This window comes from Polaribacter huanghezhanensis, from assembly GCF_030444335.1.
Taxonomy (GTDB): domain Bacteria; phylum Bacteroidota; class Bacteroidia; order Flavobacteriales; family Flavobacteriaceae; genus Polaribacter; species Polaribacter huanghezhanensis.
This window is the reverse complement of record NZ_CP128595.1, coordinates 1,547,823-1,571,440: the sequence shown is the minus strand read 5'-3', so window position 1 is coordinate 1,571,440 and position 23,618 is coordinate 1,547,823. Positions and strand designations below refer to the sequence as shown.

The window sequence follows — 23,618 nt, the reverse complement described above, 5'->3', positions numbered from 1 at the left end:
AGACAACAATGAAAGGAGTTTTATTAATCAACTTAGGATCACCAGAAAGCACAAAAACGAAAGACGTTCGTACTTATTTAGACGAATTTTTAATGGACGAACGCGTCATTGACATTCCGTATTGGAAACGTTTTTTATTGATCAAAGGAATCATTTTAAACGTACGTCCAAAAAAATCTGCTGCTGCGTATAAAAAAATTTGGTGGAAAGAAGGTTCGCCTTTAGTTGTAATTTCTGAACGTTTTGCAAAAAAAGTTGCTGACAATACAGAAATTCCTGTTGCTTTAGCAATGCGCTACGGAACGATGACAATTAAAAAAGGTTTTGATGAATTGGCTAAAAAAGGAGTTGATGAAATTTTAATTGTGCCTTTGTATCCACACTTTGCAATGTCTTCTACAGAAACCGTTTTGGTAAAAGCAGAAGAAGTTAGAAAGCAATTTTACCCGAATATAAAAACGACAGAAATACAATCGTTTTACAACGAACCGAGATATATTAAAGCGATGTCTGACAACATCCAAAATCATTTAAACGGTTTTGAGTATGATCATATTTTGTTTTCGTATCACGGAATTCCAGAGCGTCATATTTTAAAAACAGATCCAACAAAAAATCATTGTAAAATTGATGGTTCTTGTTGTGAAAAACCATCGAAAGCGCACGAAACTTGTTACCGTCATCAATGTTTTGAAACGACCAAAGAGATTGCAAAAACGTTGAATTTAAAAGAAGGAACGTATAGCAATTCTTTTCAATCTCGCTTATTAAAAGATCCTTGGTTAAAACCATACACAGATTTTGAATTTGATAGAATTCCGAAAGAAGAAGGAAAACGAAAAATGGCAGTGGTTACTCCAGCTTTTGTTTCTGATTGTTTAGAAACTTTAGAGGAAATTGCCATGGAAGGAGAAAAACAATTTTTTGCTGGCGGCGGAACCGATTACAAACACATTCCGTGTATGAACGACAATGATGATTGGGTACAAGTAATGAATACTTGGATTGATGAATGGGCAAATAATTAGTTGGCAGTATTCAGAAGCAGTTTGCAGTTGTCATTGCGAGGAAGCATGACGCGGCAATCTCATTAAAATTAGAATAATTACTTTTAACTTTGCTACTAAATTAAAAACTATGGATTTTTTATACGTAAAAGCATTACACATTATTTTTGTAGTCACTTGGTTCGCCGGTTTGTTCTACATTATTCGCTTGTTTATTTATCATGTAGAAGCAGAAGATAAAGAAGAACCAGCAAAAGAAATTTTACAAACTCAATACAAATTGATGGCGAAAAGATTGTGGTACATTATTACGTGGCCATCTGCAGTTTTGGCGAGTTTCTTTGCTTTTTGGATGTTGTATAAAAACCCTGCGTATTTAAAAATGGATTGGATGTTGGTGAAACTGGCTTTTGTTTTAGCATTGTATTTTTATCACGGCGCTTGTCAAAAAATATACACACAATTACAAAACGACATTATTAAATATTCTTCTTTTAAACTGCGAATTTGGAACGAAGTAGCTACTATTATTTTATTTGCAATTGTATTTTTAGTCACTTTAAAAAGTGCTATCAACTGGATTTGGGGAGTTGTTGGAATTGCGCTTTTCGGAATTTTATTAATGCTCGGAATCAAACTCTATAAAAATATTAGAGCTAAAAAAGATTGGGATACTTCTGACGAAGATGATGCATTGGAAGAAGAAGATTTAGAAGACTAACTTTTAAATATTAGAGATTTTAAGAATCTTTCTTTTATAAAAAACTAATTTTTACAAAGTCAGTAAAATCAAGGGTTTAAAAAAATACTTATTTTCAATATATTGTTAACCAACAACTTAACTGTTATTTTTTCATCAATAAAACCTCAGTAAATGTGAACGTTTTGTTAAAAACTTCAACTTTTCGTGAATAAGTATAACTTTGACTTACAGACAACTAGAAGTATCTTTGAAGAGATGAAGACCTTTAATTAATGTTCTTCATTTAAGGTAAAAGTTAATTTGAATTTGATGAGCAATTTATAAGATTCCAAACCTTATAAATTCGAAAACAAAATAACCAGTATAGTGTCCAAAGCTAACTACCTTATTTAAACGTCAATGTTCGTAGCATTGGCGTTTTTTTTTACAACTATTAAGTAGTTATAATACAAATATAAAAAACTATTGCATTTGCATTGTAATACAATGCAATTTAATTCCAATTTATAATTAACAATTGTTCATAAACACGAACTTTAGTTCCATTCTCTACAAAAGCTGTTTTTAAAAGAAGAAACCTAGGTTAAAGTATTCAGTAAAACACTGAAAACTGCAACTGAATACTGCTACTTACTAAGACTTTGTTCAAACGGAATTCTATTTACAATAGATCTTCCCAACGTAACTTCATCTGCGTATTCTAATTCGTCTCCAACAGAAATTCCGCGTGCTATGGTAGAAGTTATTATTTCAAATTTTTCTATTTGTTTAAAAATATAGAAGTTGGTTGTATCGCCTTCCATGGTAGAACTCAGAGCAAAAATCAATTCTTTAATTTCTCCTTTCCCTACTTTTTCCACCAAAGATTCTATTTGTAAATTGTGTGGACCAATTCCTTCAATCGGAGAAATTTTTCCGCCCAACACATGATACAAACCTTTAAATTGCGAGGTACTTTCTATCGCCATTACATCACGAATATCTTCTACAACACACACAATTTCTGAATTTCGTTTCGGATTGTTACAGATTTCGCATAAAACGGTATCAGAAATATTATGACATTTTTCGCACGACTTTACATCGTTGCGCAAATGCAACAAAGCTTCTGACAAATAATTGGTATGTTCTGTTGGTTGTTTTAACAAATGTAACACCAAGCGCAAAGCAGTTCGCTTCCCAATTCCCGGCAAACGCGAAACTTCGTTCACTGCATTTTCTAACAATTTTGATGAAAAATCCATAGATGCAAATCTACAATTTCAAAAGAAAAAAGAAGAGAGAAAATAGAAAAAATAGTTTTCAGTTGATCTATTTTATTTTCCTTCTTATCTATCCTCTAAAAAAACTATATTCGTAACTCAAAACTGATCATTCAACATTTACAACTTAACAATGCAACCACTTCATATTATTTTATTAATCGTCGCTTATTTTAGTGTATTGATATTGATTTCTTACATCACAGGGAAATCAGCAACTAACCAAACATTTTTCAAAGCAAATAATTCATCGCCTTGGTATTTAGTGGCTTTTGGTATGATTGGCGCTTCATTATCTGGAGTCACATTTATTTCCGTTCCTGGTTGGGTAGAAGATCAAAGCATGAGTTATATGCAAATGGTTTTGGGGTATGTTGTTGGATATGCAATTATCGGCTTGGTGTTATTGCCCTTGTACTATAGATTGAATTTAACTTCTATTTACACGTATTTAGAAGACAGATTTGGAAAATATTCTTACAAAACTGGCGCAACGTTCTTTTTAATTTCTAGAACTATTGGCGCAGCTTTCCGTTTGTTTTTAGTGGCAAATGTATTGCAATTATTATTGTTTGATGCATACGGAATTCCGTTTTGGGTAACCGTTTCAATTACCATTTTATTAATTTGGTTGTACACTTTTAAAGGCGGAATTAAAACCATTGTTTGGACAGATACTTTGCAAACCTTATTTATGTTAATTGCAGTTGGAGTTTGTATTTACACCATTTCTAGCGAAATGCAAATTAGCAATATATTTAGTTATGTTGCGGATAGCGATTTGTCTAAAACCTTCTTTTTTGATGATCCAAAAGCAGGAAATTATTTCTGGAAACAATTTTTAGCCGGAGCTTTTGTTGCCATTGCAATGACAGGATTAGACCAAGATATGATGCAGAAAAACTTAACCTGTAGAAATTTAAAAGACGCTCAAAAAAACATGTTTTGGTTTACCATTGTGTTGGTAATTGTCAACTTTTTCTTTTTAGCATTGGGAATTTTACTAACAGATTATGCTCAGAAAAACGGAATAAACGCACACAAAGATCAATTATTTCCGATTATCGCTACCAAAGGAACGTTAGGTTTGGCAACTGCTATTTTCTTTTTATTAGGATTAATTGCCGCTGCATATTCTAGTGCAGATTCTGCATTAACTTCTTTAACTACTTCTTTTAGTATTGATATTTTAGAAATTGACAAGAAAAAAGAGAAAAGTGAACAAGAGAAAATTCGTAAGAAAATTCATGTGTTGTTTTCTTTTGTGTTGATAGCAACCATTCTTATTTTTAAATATTTTATTGCGGATGCAAGTGTTATTGCCAAGATATTTACGTTTGCAAATTATACGTACGGACCTTTATTAGGTTTGTATGCTTTTGGTTTATTTACCAAACTCAACGTAAAAGACAAAGCTGTTCCGTTTATATGTTTATCTTCTCCAATACTTACTTTTTTAATCAATTATTTGTGCATAACCTATTTAAGTTTTGATTTTAGTTTTGCTTTATTGATACTAAATGGATTGATTACCTTCGTTGGATTGTGGTTGTTTAAGAGGAAATAACTTGATTTTTTTCTAAACTCCTTTTTCGGTAACTTCGCTAACACTGAATAGATTTTATTAAAACAAAATCATATTCTTAACATTCACTGAAGTTTGAACAAACAGTAGAAATGACAAAAAAAACAAAAGAATTAGACAATTATTTAGATAACCATTACATCCACCGAAGTAATTGGTTAAGAGCTGCTGTTCTTGGAGCTAACGATGGAATCTTGTCGACAGCAAGTATTGCTATTGGAGTTGCAGCTGCAAGCCATATGCGAGAACCTATTATTTTAGCAACATTAGCTGGACTTGTCGCAGGGGCTTTATCAATGGCAGCTGGAGAATATGTCTCTGTTAGCTCACAAACTGATGTGGAGAATGCTGATATCGAACGTGAAAAGCAAGAACTAAATGAAATGCCTGAAATCGAATTAGAAAGATTAGCTGAAATTTATGAGAAAAGAGGCCTAAAAAAAGAGACTGCATTAACTGTTGCTAAAGAATTAACAGAACACGATGCGCTAGGAGCACACATTAGAGATGAATTAGGAATTAATGAAATTAGCCAAGCCAAGCCAATGCAAGCTGCATTTACTTCTGGTGCAGCATTTACAGTTGGCGGATTACTTCCTTTTTTAGTAACGCTTTTTTTACCATTAAAAAGTATGGAATATTCACTTTACGGATTTGCATTATTTTTTCTAATAATTTTAGGAGCATTAGCGGCCAAAACAGGTGGCTCGAGTATTGGAAGAGCTATAATCCGAATTACTTTCTGGGGAACTGTCGCAATGGGACTGACAGCTTTAGTTGGTTATTTCTTCAATGTAAATATCGGATAAAAAATGACACACAACAACATCTTAAATTAATTACCTAGTAATTAGACTACTTATAAAAGCCCTCGCGAATATTCTTTGTTAGTAATTATTTATTAAATTTATAGCATAACCACAGCAACTAACCTTGTACAAACACGTTAGCTAAATTCTCAAAACAGCACAATCTAAAAAACTCTTTTTTTAACACTTCTTCTATTTAAAAAACAGTTAAATCCAAACGTTTATTCAAGCTTTTATCCTTAAATTTGTAAACTTTTATTTTACACTTTTCAAAGATGAAAAAAATCTTAAATATACTTTACTCTACTCGTTTAATGGCTGTCTTATTTTTCCTGTTTGCAGCATCAATGGGCGTAGCCACTTTTATAGAAAATGATTTCGGCACACAAACTTCTAAAGCATTAGTTTATAACACATGGTGGTTTGAAGCTATTATGGTGTTTTTTGTAATCAACTTTTTTGGAAATATTTTTAGGTATAGGTTGTACAAAAAAGAAAAATGGCCTGTTTTATTATTTCATTCTGCTTTCTTATTCATATTGATTGGCGCGGGAGTTACGCGTTATATTGGGTATGAAGGTTTAATGATTATTAAGGAAGGGGAAGTTACCAATAAATTTATTACAGAAAAAACCTATTTAAATGTTGTAATTGATGATAATAATCAACAAAAACCAACCATTCATCAACCGATTTTATTATCGACTTGGGGAAAAAATAATTGGGGTTTTTCTACAAAATTTAGAGGTCAAGAAGTAGATTTCAAACTAGTAGATTACATTCCGTGGGCAGAAAAAAAATTAATTGAAGATGAAAAAGGGGATGAATATTTATTCTTTGTAGAATCTAGCGAAGGCGCCAGACACGAACATTATATTAAAAAAGGAACTACACAAAACATTCATAATGTTTTAGTTGGATTTGATTCTAAAAATAATTCGACAATTAATTTTACAACTGTAGATGGAGAGCTAAAAATGACGTCTAAAGAAGACGGAAATTGGTTGCGAATGGCCGATCAAGCCGAAGGAAAAATCGTAAAAGATTCTACAGCAACTTTCAAATATTTATCATTACATCACATTTCTGGTTTGCAATTTGTAATTCCAAGACCCGCAGAAAAAGGAATTCTAAAAATGGTTAGCGGCCCAAAAGATGATAAAAAACACGACATTATTGTTATAGAAGTCACTACAAATAACAAAACAAAAAGAGTAGAATTATTAGGTGGACAGTACAACACGCAAAACTCTGAACAATTGAGTGTTGATAATTTAAATTTCAGAATGTTGTATGGTTCTAAAACCATAGAAACCCCATTTCACGTGAAATTAAGAGATTTTCAGTTAGAAAAATATCCTGGCTCAGAAAGTGCCGCTTCGTATGCAAGTGAAGTAACTGTAATTACAAAAGAAGAAACATTTGATTATAGAATATTTATGAATCATATTTTAGATTATAAAGGCTATAAATTATTTCAATCTAGTTATGATAATTCTAAAGAAGTTGAAGAAACACACTTATCTGTAAATCATGATTTTTGGGGAACTTTAATTACGTACATCGGTTATTCAATGTTGTATTTTGGGTTGATTTGCATTCTATTTGCAAAAAATACTCGATTTGATTATTTAAAAAGTACGTTGAAAAAAATTAGAAAGAAAAAAGCCGCTTTATCGCTTTTAGGATTTTTATTTTTCTCAGTTGCTGTTTCGGCACAACACCAAGAACATGCAATCTCAGAACAGCAAGTAGATTCCATTTTAGCTGCTAATTCTGTAGATGCAAAACATGCAGAATTATTTAATACGTTGGTTATACAAGATGCTGGTGGGCGAATGAAACCTGCACATACTTTTGCTTCTCAATTGGTTAGAAAAGTAACGCATGAAGAGACTTTCAAAGGAATGAGCCCTAGTCAAGTGTTATTGTCTATCATTGAAAATCCACGGTTTTGGATTGAAGTTCCAATGATTTATTTAGAAAAAGGAAATACAGAAATAAGAGAAATTTTAGGCGTTCCAAAAGATGCTACACATGCAAGATTGTCTGACTTTTTATCTAACGAAGGTGTGTATATCATAAAAACAAAAGTTGATTACGCTCAAAAGAAAAATGTAAAAAATAAGTTTGAAAAAGATTTAATAAACATTGACAAAAGAGTTGGTTTATTGTACCGGGCAATTGGCGGACAAATATTTAAAATTTTTCCAATTCCAAATGATCCAAATAACAAATGGGTTTCTCAACCAGAAACATTACACGCAGGTTTTAAAGGAACCGATTCTGTTTTTGTTCGTCAAGTTTTACCTGTTTATATTCAGATGCTGCAAAAAGCAAAAGAAACGAAAGATTACACACAGGCAGATAAAATATTAACTGGAATTAAAAAATTCCAAAAGAAATTTGGCGCAAAAGTAATTCCTTCTGACACTAAAATTGAGTTAGAAATTGCCTACAATAAATTCAACATTTTTAGTCGCTTGGCAAAATATTTAGGTTTGGCTGGAGCGCTGTTAATTTTTGTGGTAATTGCTCAAATTTTTTCTGATAAAAAAGTACTCAATTACTTAATCAAAGGATTGATTGCAATCATTATAGGATTGTTTGTTTTCCATACTTTAGGATTAGGTGCGCGTTGGTACATTAGCGGAAACGCTCCTTGGAGTAACGCCTACGAGTCCATCATTTATGTTGCTTGGGCCACCATGTTATTTGGTTTGGTTTTTGGAAGAAAATCTTCTTTAACAATTGCAGCAACAACTTTTTTAACAGCAGTTATTCTTGCATTTGCACATCAAAACTGGTTAGATCCAGAAATTGCAAACTTACAGCCTGTTTTAAATTCGTATTGGTTATTAATTCACGTATCTATTATTGTTGCTAGTTACGGACCATTTTCTTTGGCAATGATTTTAGGAATATTTTCTTTATTCTTAATGATTTTCACTACTAAAAAGAATCATAAAAAATTAGATTTAGCTATTAAAGAATTAACCATTATTAACGAAATGTCTATTACAGTTGGTTTAATTATGCTAACTGTTGGAAACTTTTTAGGCGGAATGTGGGCCAACGAAAGTTGGGGACGTTATTGGGGTTGGGATCCAAAAGAAACTTGGGCATTAATTAGCATTATGTTATATGCTTTTGTGTTGCACATGCGTTTAATTCCTGGTTTAAGAAGTAGATTTACTTTTAACTTATGGTCTATTATAACCTACGCTTCTATTATGATGACGTATTTTGGAGTGAATTTTTACTTATCTGGATTGCATTCGTATGCAAGTGGAGATAAAGTTATTACACCAACTTCGGTATATTACTCTGTTGGATTCGTAGCAATATTAGGAACTTTTGCTTGGTTTAAATATAAAAAATATTATAAAAAATAGTTTATCGAGATGAAATTTATTTACCGAGATTTCATCCGAAGTGACAAACAAAAATAAAATGAAAGCTGTATTTTTGCTTTCCTAAAATTAAAATAACAATATATGTTTCATAAAAATTTTAAATTAATAATTGCAACTTTAATTACTGCTTGGTCTGTGTACGAATTTTCGCAAGGACATATCATGAATGGAATTTCTATTTTATTACTAGCAGGAATTTTTATCCTTTTGTATTTTAAAAACGAATTTATTTTATTGGCGTTTTTACAATTGCGTAAACAAAATTTTCCTGGAGCACAAAAATGGCTGAACTACATTAAAAATCCGAGTGCAGCTTTAACTAAAAAACAAGAAGGATATTATAATTTTTTACACGGAATTATGTTATCGCAAACAAACATTACACAAGCAGAAAGATATTTAAAGAAAGCGGTGAAACTTGGATTATCTATGAGTCATGATTTGGCAATGGCAAAGCTACAATTAGCTGGAATTGCGATGACAAAAAGAAGAAAACGTGAAGCAACAATGCTTATGAACGAGGCTAAGAAATTAGACAAACAAGGCATGCTAAACGATCAAATAAAAATGATGAAACAACAGATGAAAAAAATCTAGTTTCTTCTTAATAGTATAAAAAAAAGCTTCTGAAAATTCAGAAGCTTTTTTAGTTTACTCAATTCTTTTTAAACTTAAATCTGGCTGAAATTCTAACAAAAATAAGCCTCTGTTTTGTGATATCCCAAACAGTCTTTTGCTAAAGTCGAATTTACTTTCTACTCGGTAAGAAACTCCGTCTTTAAAGGTGTCATACAAATCTTTTCCGGACGCCAATCGCATAATTACATCATACGTAACATCAAAACCACGCGTTGCGTAATAAGAAGGCAATGCTTTATTCTTACGCAAATACTGATTGTTAAAAACCCGAGCCGCTAAAGAGCTTTCATCAACATAAGAATCTGTAACATATACAAATCCTAATTGCGCAAGTTTGTTGTAAGCAACATAATCGTATTTATCAAAACCAAATAATTTAACTTTATAGTTAATTTTTTCTTGTGGTTCTTCGGGTTCTTCACCATTTTTAGGTTTTTCTGGTTTTGGTGGATCAGGAAAACTGATTAAGCTATTGATTGCATCTGAAGCAATAACATCATTATTTGTTGCAATAATTACCCAATTGGTAACTTGTGTAGAATCGGGTTTCATCATTTCTAAAAAACGTTCTTGCGCGATGTATCCATAATGTGGAACAATCTGATGAACTTCTTTAATAGAATCGTGCTGTTTTAAAATATTTGCAATCTGAGTTATTTCTGTAATAGATGCTGTTGTAGAATCTCCAACAATAATAATATTTTCATTCTTATATTCTTTAGAAATGTATGACAACAACTTCTCTTTATACAAATTTTTATCTGGCGATGTTTTTACAATTCTAGAAGATCTAAAAGAAGTTTGTGCTTTAGAAAAAATAGGAAAAACAAGCGGCGCTTTTACGCTGTTTGCTAATTTTATTGTTTCATCAGAATAAATAGAACCAATTATTACATCTTTATCTTCTAAAGAATTATCTGTAATAATATCGTTTATTTTTGTGTTTCTATCTTCTGTATCAAAAACAGAAAAATCAATTTGAATTCCTTGATATCTTAATGAATCAATTGCCAGTTCTGCTCCAAGATAAAAATCGGTAACAATATTTGGCAAGGCTCTATTTTTAAATATGTCTTGTGATGAAACAGTATCAAAAACTGTTGCTCTAAAAGGCAACAACAAAGCAACTTTTAATACAGCATTATCTGTAATTGTGTCTTTGTAAATTACATCTATTTTTTCACCTTCAACGCGTTCTTTAATCTTTAAAATTGCGCCGAGTTTTAATCCTTCAGATAAGGCTGGATTTAACGCCAATAAATCTGATTTTAATACATTGTAATATCTGGTTAAACTGTAAAAAGTATCGCCTTTACGAACGGTATGTAGGATAAAATCTTCATTTAAATCATCTAAGTCATCTAGTTGTTTTATGGTGTCTTTTTGGATGGTCTCTTTTACAACAAGATCTTTCGAATTGTTTTTTTTGTGTAACAGTTTCGTGGCGTTTTTACTCGGAATAAAAATTTCTGTATCTGGTTTTGGTCTTCTACCAACATCCGGATTTAAGCGTAACAAATCTTTAGTAGCAATATCTAACTTTTTAGCGATAATCCGCATGGTTTCTCCTTTCTTTACTTTATACGTAATGTATTTTTTTTGCTGCCCACAAGAAACTGCAATCGTAAAAACAAAAAGGGTTATTAATAATTTAAAATGCTTCATGTAATTTATTTTTCTGCTTTTAGAAACCATTTTCTAAAACTAACAATTTTATTTAGTATAACATTAAATAAGGCAACTTAGTATATTATTCCCACTCAATTGTTGCTGGTGGTTTAGAGCTAATATCGTACACAACTCTATTTACACCTTTTACTTTATTAATGATATCGTTAGATGTTTTTTGTAAAAATTCGTAGGGTAAATTTACCCAATCTGCTGTCATTCCGTCTGTACTTTCTACAGCTCTTAAAGCTACAACTTTTTCATAAGTTCTTTCATCTCCCATAACACCAACAGAATTTACCGGCAACAACATTGCTCCTGCTTGCCAAACGCTATTGTACAAACCGCTTTCTTTTAATCCATCTATAAAAATAGCATCTACTTCTTGTAAAATTCGTACTTTTTCTTTTGTAATATCTCCTAAAATTCGGATTCCCAAACCTGGACCAGGAAAAGGATGTCTTCCTAATAATGCTGTATCAATTCCCATTGATGCGCCAACTCTACGAACCTCATCTTTAAAAATCATGCGCAAAGGCTCTACAATTTTTAATTTCATAAAATCTGGCAAACCGCCAACATTATGATGACTTTTTATCGTTGCTGATGGACCTCCATTTACAGAAACTGATTCTATCACATCAGGATAAATTGTTCCTTGCGCCAACCATTTTGCATCCTCTATTTGATTTGCTTCCGCGTCAAAAACTTCTATAAACGCATTTCCTATTGCTTTTCTTTTTGCTTCCGGATCTGTCAATCCTTTTAAAGCGTCCATAAAACGATCTGATGCATCAACACCTTTTACGTTTAAGCCCATTCCTTCATATTGCTTTAAAACATCGGTGAATTCGTTTTTACGAAGCAACCCATTATTTACAAAAATACAATGCAGGTTTTCTCCAATTGCTTTGTGTAATAAAACTGCTGCGACGGTAGAATCTACACCACCAGACAATCCTAAAACTACTTTTTCTGTTCCAACTTTTGCTCTAATATTTTCAACGGTACTTTCTACAAAAGAATCTGGTGTCCACGTTTGTTCAACTCCTGCAATTTTCACTAAAAAATTTTCTAACAATTGTTTTCCGTCTGTAGAATGATACACTTCTGGATGAAACTGAATTGCAAAGGTTTGTTCTCCTTTAATTTTATACGCTGCATTTTCAACATCATTTGTGCTTGCCAAACGCAAACCGTTTGTTGGCAATTCTTTGATGGTATCAGAATGGCTCATCCAAACTTGGCTTCCTTTAGAAATATTTTCAAAGAAAAGCTCATCTTCTTTTACAAAAGATAAATGAGCTCTTCCGTATTCTCTTGTGTTCGATTGACCAACCAATCCGCCAGAAAAATGTGCTAAATATTGTGCGCCATAACACACTGCTAACAAAGGTTTTTCCCCTCTAATTTCTGATAAATCTGGATGTAGTGGATTCTCTGAACGAACAGAAAATGGACTCCCAGAAAGGATAACTGCTTTAAAGTTTGATAAGTCTTTTGGTGGATTGTTGTACGGATGAATTTCACAATAAATGTTTAATTCTCTAACTCTACGCGCAATAAGCTGCGTGTATTGCGAACCGAAATCTAAGATAAGTACGTTGTGTTGTTGCATGTGCAAAAATACTACAAGAATTTAGATTTTTTTACAAGAATTTTCATTTTTTTTATTCCTCTAAAAATGAAAAATAAGTCTTTAAAACTGATACACAATTGCATTGATATTCATTCCCGAACCTACAGACGCAAAAATTACGACATCGCCTTTATGAACTTCTTGATTTTCAATTTGCCCGTTTAAAACTAAATCTAATAAAGTAGGAACTGTAGCAACAGAACTATTGCCAAACTCATGAATATTCATTGGCATTATTCCATCTGGAACGTGCTGCTTAAACAATCTATAAAATCGCTTGATAATTGCTTCATCCATTTTTTCATTTGCTTGATGAATGAACACTTTTTTCACATCATTAATATGAACTCCGCTTTTATCTAAAGCAGATTTCATTGCTGCTGGCACATGATTTAATGCAAATTCGTAAATCTTACGTCCTTCCATCTTGATGTATTTTTCATCATCCTTAGAATTTATTGCATTTGATTTTCCGAAGTACAAATAATACGCTTCTTCTTTTGAAAATGTTTGTGTAGCGTGACTTAAAATTCCGACTTTGCTTTCTTCTGTAGCTTCTAAAATACAAGCTCCTGCTCCATCACTAAAAATCATAGAATCTCTATCCGATTTATCAACAACTCTCGATAAAGTTTCTGCACCAATCACCAACGCTTTTTTAGCCATTCCGGCTTTTATAAATGCGTGCGCCTGGATAACACCTTCGATCCAACCTGGACATCCAAATAAAATATCATACGCAACACAATTAGGGTTTTCAATTCCTAAACTGTGTTTTACTCTTGTTGCTAAACTTGGTAATATATCACTTTGCCCAGCTGGTTTTTTTACATCGCCAAAGTTATGTGCTAAAATAATATAATCTAATTCTTCTGGATTTACACCCGAATTTTCTATTGCTTTTTGGGCAGCAAAAAAAGCCAAATCTGAAGCTGAATAATTACTAGTAGCGTATCTTCTTTCTTCGATTCCAGTAATTGATTTAAATTTTTCTATAATTACTTCATTACTGCTTTCAAAGTTAGAACCATCTTCATTTAAAAATTTGTGTTCCAAAAAGGTTTCATTTCCTTGGATAATTGTTGGCACGTAACAACCAGTTCCTGTAATTTTCGAATTCATCATTATTCATTAATTGTTTTATGAATTAGTTCACCTTAAACAAAGTAACACATTTTTACTGGTAAAAATAAAAACAAAATGTCCTTTTATTCATTTTTACGGATTCTCTAAAATTGAGAATTCATTTTAAATAAATATGCTTTTTTAATGGAATAATTTAAACTAATCGTAAAGTTTAAATTTGACTTGCATTACCATTGCAATAGAATTTGCTCTGTCTTTCATGTTTTGAGTAACCTGACCTTCAAAAGAAGCGTCAATTATAGTTGTTAAATAGCCTAACCATTTCGTGAAATGTTCTTTTTTAAATCGAACTTTTTTATCAAAATCTAAATGCTTTTGTAAAACATTATTCTTGTAAGAATCTGTTTGCAACAAAATATCTTGCCAAAAATCTGTAATAGTATTGATGTGTTTCTCTAAATGATTTTGTCGCACTATCTCCTCAAAAAAGGGAAGCATCTCTGAATCAGAAATTAACTTTTGATAAAATTCTGTAATAATAAAATGAATATCTTCTCTAGAAGAAATGTCTTGCTGCATTACAAATAAGTGCTATCAAATGAAAACGGCAATAAAGACAACAACGATTCTGTTTTTACAATTTTACCAACTTCGCCCATAAAATAAATTTCTATTGGTTCTTTTTGGTTGATTTCGTATTCTGACAAGGTTTGTCTACAAGCGCCGCAAGGACCAACAGGCCTATCAACTTTAGAAATACTAGAACTTGCTGTAATTGCCAATTGTTTTACTTTAACTCCAGGAAAATCTGAGCCAGCTTTCCAAATTGCAACTCTTTCTGCACACATTCCGGACGGATATGCAGCACTTTCTTGGTTATTTCCTAAAATAATTTGATTGTTTTCTAATAACATTGCGGCTCCAACACTAAATTTAGAATACGGTGCGTATGCGTTATTACGGGCTTCAATTGCTTTATTCATTAGCAATTGAACATTTGAAGGCAATTCTGAAACATCATCATAAACGGTTGCAGAAGCTACTACATCAATTTTTTTCATATATCTTGTGAACTAGTGTATAAACGAAGGTACTAATAATCTTCATAAATTTCACCTAAATCAAACGATAAAGAAAACCGTAACGTGTTTTCTAAAGGATGATTTACATTTGAGGCATTTATCAAGTAAGATAAATCTAGCGAAAAAGATCTGGCTTTAAATCCGCCGCCCATTGTAAAATATTGTCTATTTCCTTTCATTTCGCTTTCGTGATAATATCCTGTTCTTAAAGCAAAGGCATTATTGTACAAATATTCGGCACCTAAAGCATAGGTAAATTCTTTTAATTCTTCGCTAAATCCGCCAGGCGCATCGCCAAAAGAAGAAAACATTCCTGATAAAAATCCTTTATCCTTATCAGAATTATCTGGCTGCGGAGTTGGCACTAATAGTTTTGTGGTTTCTAAATTGATTCCAATGATATTATAATCATCCAAAATAAAATCAAAGCCTCCACCCAATCTTAAATTGGTCGGAATAAAATCTTCTTTTCCTGGAACATAAGAAACTTTTGGTCCAATATTAGAAATATTAAACCCTAAGCGATATCGACCATTAAAAGTTCCATAATTTTCTTCTGGAGATCTGTAGTAACCAGAAATATCTACAGAAAAAGAATTGATTGCTTGGATATCTGGATTTTGAACACTCAATTTATAATTGGAATGAATATATCTCAAACCAACTCCCATAGAAAAAGTTTCACTTAATTTTAAAGCGTAGGTTCCAGAAACTGCCAACTCATTTGGGTTTTCTGTTCCTGTCGAATTTCCATTAGAATCTGTCAATTCTATTTTTCCTAAAGAAAAATATTTAAAATCTACAGCCCAAGCTGCATTTTCGCTAAATCTATTAACGTAAGATAAACCACCAACAAAAATATCGCTCACCAAATTACGCAGCCAAGGCGTATAATTTACACCAATACTAATTTGATTTGTATTAAATGCAATTTTAGATGGATTGTGAAATAATGAAAATGCATCTGATGAAGTTGCAACTCCAATATCACCCATTCCGCCCGCTCTTGCATCTGGCGTGATTAATAAAAATGGCGCTGCTGTTGTAATTGCATTAGACTGACTTTGTATGGTGTTTAATACCATAAAACAGCATATGATTGATAGTAAGTAACTTTTCTTCATTTTTAAATTTTAGCTTTTGTGTAATCAAGTTTGGAGACTAAAGTATGACTAATTTTTCATATTTTTCTGAATACTGATTACTTATCGTTGATTTTACTTTTAATTTATAAATATAAACTCCTTTTCCTAATCGGTTCCCAAAATCGTCTAAACCATTCCAATTGATACTTCTAGATAAATTCCCAGTAGTTTGAATTGTTCGGTTTATTGTTTTAATAATTTTTCCAGAAATAGTAAAGATTTGAACTTGCACTTCTAATGGTTCGTTTGGCTTGTTATGATTGAACCAAAACTCGGTATAGTTTATAAACGGATTTGGATAATTTAACACATTATCTAGCACCAATCCGCTATCGCTAACAACCCTAAAATTTAACGTTGCTTCTGAGGAATTATTATAGGTGTCCCAAGCTTTTATTTTTAAGGTGTGATTTCCAACAATTAAATCTCTTAATTGATACACTACTTTTCCTTTTGTAAAATCGTTTAATTCGGTTTCGTAATAATCGTTTAGTAGAATTGAATTTGCTTGATCTCCATCTAAAATTGCAACAATATCATGATCTATCGATGTAATTGACGTGTTTATTCCACTGATATCTGACAACGAAATGATTAAATTTGGAGACGTATTTGTGTTTCCTCCTTCAATAAAAGATTCATCATTCATAAAAACTGACAACTCTGGGCCAACGGTATCGTTTGTTGCATTTGGATTTATTCCGCCAACAACAACATCATAATTTGCACCTGATTTATCATCTTTTTCATCAGACGCATAAAAGCTTAATTTTCCTTTTCCGTAAGCAACTTTAATATCTTTTGGCACTATAAAGTCGAATTTAAATGTGCCATTTGTAACACTAGATTTTCCTCTAAACAATTTACTCTCTCTGGAATCAAAATTCATTTTAATTCCGAAACTATTATTATCTAACGTTGTTTTATGGATTAGCTTGTCAAAAACTGTTGTTGATAATGTGCCATTAAAATTGGTTAAAACCTGATTTGCAGTATCGGTAACAGCCCCTTCAAAACTCACTTTAGACAAGGCTTTTAACGTGTCTAAAGATTGTGAAATATGTACGCCGTTCATTTTGGTTATTTGAACGTTTGGTTTCGGAATTGCCAATTTCATTGCTGGATCTCCTAAATAATAAATAAAGAATTTCTGAAAACTAGAAAACCCGTTTTTTGCCGCAATTAAAGATTCCGCAATCGATTCATCTTCATTATTAAATTGCAATAAAATTTTTAACAAACGTTCGTTGAAATTTTGCCCCGTAGAAATAAAAACTTCTCTTGTTGTGGTAATTAAACTTGCAGCGCCACCATTTTTATTCCAAAAAATTAGCTCACCAGCTGTGGTTCTTAACGGATTATCAAATCTAGAAAACTCGCAAGTAACTGTAATAAATAATGGTAATGTTTTTGGGTTTTTAAATCCTTGAATTTGCGGGACTTCTAAAATTCGTTCGCTTGCAAAACCATCTTCTCCTCCATGACCAAAATAATCTAACACCAAAGTTCCTTTTTCTACGGCGTTTGTCAAAGCTAAATTTACCTGCGGATAACGTTCGCCACCTGAAGAATTTTCTTGTTTATAAGCATCCGCATAAATTTTATTGATGTTAAAAATGGGTTTGTGTTTTTTAATAGAATCCGCAATTCTCTCAACACCAAATTCTAATGATTCTTCTCCTGCGGCATCAATATCATCTGCAACCAACGTAATGGTATTTCTCCAATCTCCGAACGATGCTGTAGTGTAATAACTTAAAATTTTATCGACAACTTCAGTGGCTTGCTGAATTGTAGAAACCGGAATTCTACCAGAAGCGACATCAATGGTGTCTGATGTAAGCATTGATCCTTCATTTGAATCTAACATCACAAAATAATCGTCTGTAACATAAGAAGTTGCCAAATTAAAACTCTGATTCGATTCAAAAACAGGAACAATATTATTATTATCGGTAATTCTATCTTTATAATCATAAGAGCCATCACCAAAAAAGCACACATATTTTAATTTGCTTGTTGCGTTGGTATTTGTACCGTAAACGCGTTTGATAAAATCTCTAACCGCTGTAATATCTGGAGCTCCAGAACCAAACTCGTTATAAATTTCTGAAAGCTGCACCACTTTCGTTGTCAAACTAGAATTTACTTGATGATACTCTGCCAATCGCTGTGCTTGTGCCGATAATTCATTATTTGTAATAATGATATAATTTAGGTCTTTCAACCCGTGTAAATTTTGATTTTTCACCAATGAATTCCCATCAACTTCTGGCGTAAAATAATCGAATTGATTTAACGCAATGTATTCGTTTAAAACTCCGCCACTTGCCCTGAAGGTGAAATTGTTTCCGCTTGATGAATTTGTTATTTTCTTAGGGTTGATAGGACTTGTAACGTCCCAAAGTTGCGAAACATTTGTGGCATCTTGAATTTGATATTCTACAGTTCCGTTTGTCTTAAAAGCCTCAAAACTTCTAAAAGAAAATTGTTTTCCGTTAGCAATTAAGTGCTTTTTCCCAACAATTTCTATATAATCTAGATATGCTTTTGCTCCGGGATTTCCATTATTATTATAGGTGATAGAAACATCAATTGTAGAAGAATTCACATTGATGTCTGACGAATTAAAATTTGGCCAACCCAATGTTAACGAACCACTTGTAACACTTGGGTAACTTATAGAAAAAGCATTTTGAGTATTTATTTTTATATTCATTGTTGAAGGTAAAGCCGAAATTGCGGCACCAGCAACTTTAACTTTTATGGGGTAATTTGTGTCAATTGATGTAAAATCTAATTTAAAATTCTGAACATTTTCTACACTAAAATCTTCTCCGAACCATTGTGTTCCTACTGCAAATAAGTTTCTGGTTTCTTTTTCATAAAATATAAAATCATCAAAAGTAGTAATGGTTTTTATTGCAGGATTTGTATTCGTTGGCAATTCTGAAATTCGTTTTCCGTTTGTTTCTGCAACGGTTAAAAAATAATAGGCTTTGTCAGAAAAAATATTTTGACGATGATTGGCAGTTTCTAAATTTGGGTTTAATCCCCAATCGTGCGGGCCTTTTGCATAAAACAGAATAAAATCACCTGAATTAAAAACGCCATCATCTTCACCTTCAACATAAATTGCATTTTCCTGTAAGTCAGCAAATCTAAAAGCGCTATTTTTTTGCGGTAACATTGTACCTCCATTTCCGTAAATTCTAATATTTTCAGGATTTAAATCTGCGGTGTTAATTCCCATTTTTTGTAACATGGAAATATCAATCTTAAAAACACCTGTTGTATCCACAGAAAACTTATACCAATTACCGTTAGACAACACAGAATTTGTTGTTTGTGAAAAACTTAAGGCGCTAAAACCAATAAGTACTAAAAAAAGGAACTGTATTTTTCTCATTTCTTCATCAAAATAACGCTATAAAGTTTACGATATTTTAAGCTAATGCAAGAATACTTATAATAAAGCTAAAAAACAATCGTTTATAATTTGAATAATTGAAACAGCCTGTAAAAAAAGTTAATTATCTTGGTAGAAAACATAATTATTGTAAATTGCAAGGCTAAATAAAAACCCTAAATAGATTTAAATAAGATACATGAAAAACTTATTAAAATTTTCTTTATTAGTAATTGTTAGTTTAACACTTACTAACTGTCAAACCTGTACAGATTGTACTTCTTCTTTAACTGGTTGGAAATTTAACAATCCAGATTACGGAAACTATATTAAAGGCAACTCTTTTGAAGGCTCTAAACCACCTGGTGGAATGGTAGCTATTGAAGGCGGAACTTTTACCATGGGGCAAGTACAAGACGATGTAATGTTTGATTGGAATACTACTCCAAAAAAAATGCATATACGTTCTTTTTATATGGATGAAGCAGAAGTAACGAATGCAGAATATTTATTATTTACGCAATATACCAAGGATGTCTTTCCGCCTGATGACCCAAAATATAAATACATCTATAATTCAGTTTTACCAGACACATTGGTATGGAGAAAAGGATTAGGAAATACAGATTTACTATCTGAAAATTATTTACGTCACCCAGCCTATGCAAATTACCCTGTTGTTGGTGTTAGTTGGCTACAAGCAACACAATATTGCAAATGGAGAACAAATGCCGTGAATCTAAAAATTTTAATGGATAAAGGTGTTATAAAAAACATCTGGAAAATGGATTCAATCAATTTTAAAGGTAAAAATGTTTTTGATACCGATGTTTATTTAGAAAATCCTTATGCTTTATTTGATGGAGATTCTACAATCTATAAAAAAGGTTTACCAAGCAACATCAAAAGAAAAAAGGGACAACCAAAACCAAAAAAAGGAGCATTTACTGGAAGACAAGTAACATTTTCTGACGGAATTTTAGCACAAAAATATCGTTTACCAACTGAAGCTGAATGGGAATATGCAGCGAAATCTATTATTGAAACGAGAGAATATAATAACTTAAAAGGTAGAAAAAAATATACTTGGACTGGAAAATACACTAGAGATAAATCTAAACGATATAAAGGAGATCAATTAGCGAATTTTAAACAGTCTAAAGGAAATTATAGCGGCATAGCAGGTTGGAGCAGTGATGGTTCTGACATTCCAATTAAAGTAAAGTCATATCCTCCAAATGCTTTTGGGTTGTATGACATGTCTGGTAATGTTGCTGAATGGGTTGCTGATGTCTACAGACCAAATATAGATGTTGATGCCAACGACTTTAATTATTATAGAGGTAATGTTTTTACTAAAAAAATGATTAATAAAGAAGGAAAAGTTGTTATCGTAGATGAGAACTCTATAGAATATGACACTTTAGATAATGGAAAAATTATTCCTTTATATTTACCCGGAAGCATTAAATATGTTCCAACCACTAAAGACGATATTTATATGAGAAGAAATTATAGTGCTGCTAACAACTCTAATTTAGGTGATGGTAATAAGAATTCTTCAAGATTTTATCAATCAGATTTGACACAATTTGAAAATGATCCAGCAATGTATAATTCTCCTAAAACACGAAGAGACGAAAGAGACAGTGTTGGTAATATTCTAAAGAAGTATGACACTAAATTTAGATCTACATTAATTGGAAACAATACAAGAGTCTACAAAGGTGGTTCTTGGAGCGACAGAGAATATTGGCTAGATCCGGCACAAAGAAGATATTTGCCAGAATACATGTCTACAAACTTTATTGGTTTTAGGTGTGTAACGGATAAAGTTGGCCCAATGACCTATAAGAAAAAAACAGCGAGAAACGCAAGAAGATAATTCTTTTTATTTTCAAAAAAAATAATAGACCTCATTGTGCTTTTTTACAATGAGGTTTTTTATATTTAAAAAATGAATATTGAAACTTTATACAACATCTATTCTCAACATTACTTAGTTGATACTGATTCTAGAAAAATTAGAAAGAACACCATTTATTTTGCATTAAAAGGAGAACATTTTAACGGTAATGTTTTTGCTGAAGAAGCTCTTTCTAAAGGCGCATTATACAGTATTGTTGACGAAAAAAAATATGTCACAACAAACACAATTATACTCGTAGAAAATGTCTTAGAGACACTTCAACATCTTGCCAAATATCACAGAAAAAAATTAAGTATTCCTATTATTGGCTTAACCGGAAGCAACGGTAAAACAACAACCAAAGAACTCATCAATGCTGTTTTAGAAACGCAATATAAAACCACAGCAACGCTTGGCAATTTAAACAATCATATTGGCGTTCCTTTAACCTTGTTATCTATGACTCCAAAAACAGAAATTGGCATTGTAGAAATGGGTGCAAATCATCCTAAAGAAATAGAGTTTCTATGTGCTATTGCAACTCCTGATTTTGGATATATCACAAATTTCGGAAAAGCACATTTAGAAGGTTTTGGGAGTATTGAAGGTGTTATCGAAGCAAAATCAGAATTGTATGATTATATAAAAAATAACGATAAAACAGTTTTTGTCAATACAAATAATGCAATTCAGGTTGAAAAAACAACAAACAGCAATGCTATTCCATTAAGTAATTCCATACAATTTATTGCTGCAGATCCTTTTGTGATGATTCAATTTGAAAATAAAATCATACAAACAAATTTAATTGGCACCTATAATTTTAGCAATATTTCTGCGGCAATTACCATTGGACATCATTTTAAGATAACCAATGCGCATATTAAAAAAGCGTTAGAAAATTATCAACCAACAAACAATCGGTCTCAAATAATTACAACAAAAAAAAAGAACACTATTGTTTTAGATGCTTATAATGCAAATCCAACCAGCATGAAAGCTGCGTTAGACAATTTTAGCGCGCTAAAATCTGACAACAAAATCGCAATTCTAGGCGATATGTTTGAACTTGGTAAAGAAAGCTTGCAAGAACATCAATTTATCAATGATTACTGCACAGAATTGGGCTTAAAAGATGTCATTTTAGTGGGGAGTTTATTCAATAAAACAACAACACAGTTTACGACATTTCAATCGTTTGATTTATTGCAAAATTATTTAGAAAACAAAACCTTTCAAAATCAGCATATCTTAATAAAAGGCTCTAGAGGAATGGCTTTAGAAAGAATTCTAGATTTTATAAATTGATTTTTTCTTTGTGATATTGCACCAAATTATCGATGGGTCTTTGAATAATAGCTGTAATTTTTAACGTGTATTTACTAGCAACATCTTCTAAAATATCTCTAAAATAAAAGGCAATAGATCCAATAAAGTAAATTGGAGTTTCAGGTGATTTGTTTAAGGGTAAAATTCGATATTTAAAAAAAGTTTTAAACCCTTTTTTAATTATTTTTCGAATGTATTTTTCTTCTTTATGCTCAAACATAAACTTCGCAAAACCAGCCAAATACATGTTCGGGTTTTCTTGTCGGTACAGGTTAAACTTAACTGTATCAACATCTAAATTAAATTCGTTTTTAAATGTTGCAGCAATGTTTTTCGGCATTATTTCGTAATAAAAATCTCTCAATAAAATTTTACCAAAATAATTACCACTTGCTTCATCCATAATTGTATAGCCCAAAGAAGCCGTTTTCATTTCTAAATTTTCGCCATTAAAATAACAACTATTAGAACCGGTTCCTAAAATACAAACAATTGCTGGTTTTTCTCCGGAAGCTGCATAAACAGCAGCTAACATGTCTTCTGCAACAACAATATTGGCATGTACAAAAATGGATTCTAGGATGTCTTTTAAAATTTTAACCGGAATTGGTGTTCCACATCCAGCCCCATAAAAATGGATTTCTGAAATTTTTTCTGAAATTTTTGTTAATTTAGAAACTGCTAAAATTCTTTTCTGTAATTCGTTTTTTGAAACTACAGCAGGGTTTAAACCAAGAGATTTTACTCTAAAAACTTCTTCTCTATTAGAATCAAGAGCAATCCAATCAACTTTTGTTGAACCACCATCAGCTATTAAAATCATAAATTAAATTAAGGTGTTCAAATATATTATAACAAAAGCAATGATATCATCCATTAGATTAATAATTTTCTTAATAAAATATTAAAAAAGCATGAAGATTAAAATTG

At 31.8% G+C, this 23,618-nt stretch carries 17 protein-coding genes; 8 read left to right on the top strand and 9 right to left on the bottom strand.

What is annotated here, in order from left to right:
• Positions 1-8 precede the first annotated feature (8 nt).
• On the top strand, positions 9-1,028 hold the full coding sequence (gene hemH / locus KCTC32516_RS07460; RefSeq protein WP_301399795.1) for a ferrochelatase: 1,020 nt from the start codon (positions 9-11) through the stop codon (positions 1,026-1,028).
• Between the two features lie 109 nt (positions 1,029-1,137).
• Positions 1,138-1,728: a CopD family protein gene (locus tag KCTC32516_RS07455; RefSeq protein ID WP_301399794.1), complete on the top strand. Its 591-nt coding sequence runs from the start codon at positions 1,138-1,140 to the stop codon at positions 1,726-1,728.
• 608 nt (positions 1,729-2,336) lie between these two features.
• Here KCTC32516_RS07455 and recR read toward each other — a convergent pair.
• The gene (gene recR / locus KCTC32516_RS07450; RefSeq protein WP_301399793.1) at positions 2,337-2,954 is read right to left on the bottom strand and encodes a recombination mediator RecR; all 618 of its coding nucleotides are present in this window, start codon (positions 2,952-2,954) and stop codon (positions 2,337-2,339) included.
• Between the two features lie 151 nt (positions 2,955-3,105).
• On the opposite strand from recR, the gene KCTC32516_RS07445 reads away from it, so the two are divergent.
• The 4 genes from KCTC32516_RS07445 to KCTC32516_RS07430 all read left to right on the top strand — a co-directional run bounded on the left by KCTC32516_RS07445 (position 3,106) and on the right by KCTC32516_RS07430 (position 9,379).
• The gene (locus tag KCTC32516_RS07445) at positions 3,106-4,539 is read left to right on the top strand and encodes a sodium:solute symporter (RefSeq protein ID WP_301399792.1); all 1,434 of its coding nucleotides are present in this window, start codon (positions 3,106-3,108) and stop codon (positions 4,537-4,539) included.
• A gap of 110 nt (positions 4,540-4,649) precedes the next feature.
• Complete coding sequence (locus KCTC32516_RS07440) at positions 4,650-5,366, top strand: VIT1/CCC1 transporter family protein (protein WP_301399791.1); 717 nt, start codon at positions 4,650-4,652, stop codon at positions 5,364-5,366.
• Between the two features lie 275 nt (positions 5,367-5,641).
• The gene (locus tag KCTC32516_RS07435; RefSeq protein WP_301399790.1) at positions 5,642-8,761 is read left to right on the top strand and encodes a cytochrome c biogenesis protein CcsA; all 3,120 of its coding nucleotides are present in this window, start codon (positions 5,642-5,644) and stop codon (positions 8,759-8,761) included.
• Positions 8,762-8,863: 102 nt separating this feature from the next.
• Positions 8,864-9,379 carry a DUF2892 domain-containing protein gene (locus tag KCTC32516_RS07430; RefSeq protein ID WP_301399789.1) on the top strand — a complete coding sequence of 172 codons (516 nt, stop codon included), beginning with the start codon at positions 8,864-8,866 and terminating at the stop codon, positions 9,377-9,379.
• 54 nt (positions 9,380-9,433) lie between these two features.
• Here KCTC32516_RS07430 and KCTC32516_RS07425 read toward each other — a convergent pair whose 3' ends face one another.
• From KCTC32516_RS07425 to porU, 7 genes are all read right to left on the bottom strand, one after another.
• Positions 9,434-11,086: a LysM peptidoglycan-binding domain-containing protein gene (locus KCTC32516_RS07425; protein ID WP_301399788.1), complete on the bottom strand. Its 1,653-nt coding sequence runs from the start codon at positions 11,084-11,086 to the stop codon at positions 9,434-9,436.
• Positions 11,087-11,171: 85 nt separating this feature from the next.
• The gene (guaA, locus tag KCTC32516_RS07420; protein WP_301399787.1) at positions 11,172-12,707 is read right to left on the bottom strand and encodes a glutamine-hydrolyzing GMP synthase; all 1,536 of its coding nucleotides are present in this window, start codon (positions 12,705-12,707) and stop codon (positions 11,172-11,174) included.
• An 81-nt stretch (positions 12,708-12,788) separates the two neighbouring features.
• Positions 12,789-13,853 carry a 3-oxoacyl-ACP synthase III family protein gene (locus tag KCTC32516_RS07415; RefSeq protein WP_301399786.1) on the bottom strand — a complete coding sequence of 355 codons (1,065 nt, stop codon included), beginning with the start codon at positions 13,851-13,853 and terminating at the stop codon, positions 12,789-12,791.
• Between the two features lie 159 nt (positions 13,854-14,012).
• Positions 14,013-14,393: a group III truncated hemoglobin gene (locus tag KCTC32516_RS07410; protein ID WP_301399785.1), complete on the bottom strand. Its 381-nt coding sequence runs from the start codon at positions 14,391-14,393 to the stop codon at positions 14,013-14,015.
• On the bottom strand, positions 14,393-14,875 hold the full coding sequence (gene cdd, locus KCTC32516_RS07405; RefSeq protein ID WP_301399784.1) for a cytidine deaminase: 483 nt from the start codon (positions 14,873-14,875) through the stop codon (positions 14,393-14,395). Before cdd ends, KCTC32516_RS07410 begins: the two co-directional genes overlap by 1 nt.
• A gap of 32 nt (positions 14,876-14,907) precedes the next feature.
• Positions 14,908-16,020: a type IX secretion system outer membrane channel protein PorV gene (gene porV, locus KCTC32516_RS07400; RefSeq protein WP_301399783.1), complete on the bottom strand. Its 1,113-nt coding sequence runs from the start codon at positions 16,018-16,020 to the stop codon at positions 14,908-14,910.
• Positions 16,021-16,057: 37 nt separating this feature from the next.
• Positions 16,058-19,450 carry a type IX secretion system sortase PorU gene (gene porU / locus KCTC32516_RS07395; protein ID WP_301399782.1) on the bottom strand — a complete coding sequence of 1,131 codons (3,393 nt, stop codon included), beginning with the start codon at positions 19,448-19,450 and terminating at the stop codon, positions 16,058-16,060.
• 199 nt (positions 19,451-19,649) lie between these two features.
• Between porU and gldJ the strand changes: the two genes are divergently transcribed.
• Positions 19,650-21,335 (top strand): gliding motility lipoprotein GldJ, encoded by a 1,686-nt coding sequence (gene gldJ / locus KCTC32516_RS07390; protein ID WP_301399781.1) that lies wholly within the window; start codon positions 19,650-19,652, stop codon positions 21,333-21,335.
• A gap of 72 nt (positions 21,336-21,407) precedes the next feature.
• Positions 21,408-22,667 carry a UDP-N-acetylmuramoyl-tripeptide--D-alanyl-D-alanine ligase gene (locus tag KCTC32516_RS07385; RefSeq protein ID WP_301399780.1) on the top strand — a complete coding sequence of 420 codons (1,260 nt, stop codon included), beginning with the start codon at positions 21,408-21,410 and terminating at the stop codon, positions 22,665-22,667.
• Here KCTC32516_RS07385 and KCTC32516_RS07380 read toward each other — a convergent pair.
• Entirely contained in the window at positions 22,657-23,511 is an 855-nt protein-coding gene (locus tag KCTC32516_RS07380; RefSeq protein WP_301399779.1) for an N-acetylglucosamine kinase, read from the bottom strand. The two genes, KCTC32516_RS07385 and KCTC32516_RS07380, sit on opposite strands and share 11 nt — an antisense overlap.
• Positions 23,512-23,618 lie beyond the last annotated feature (107 nt).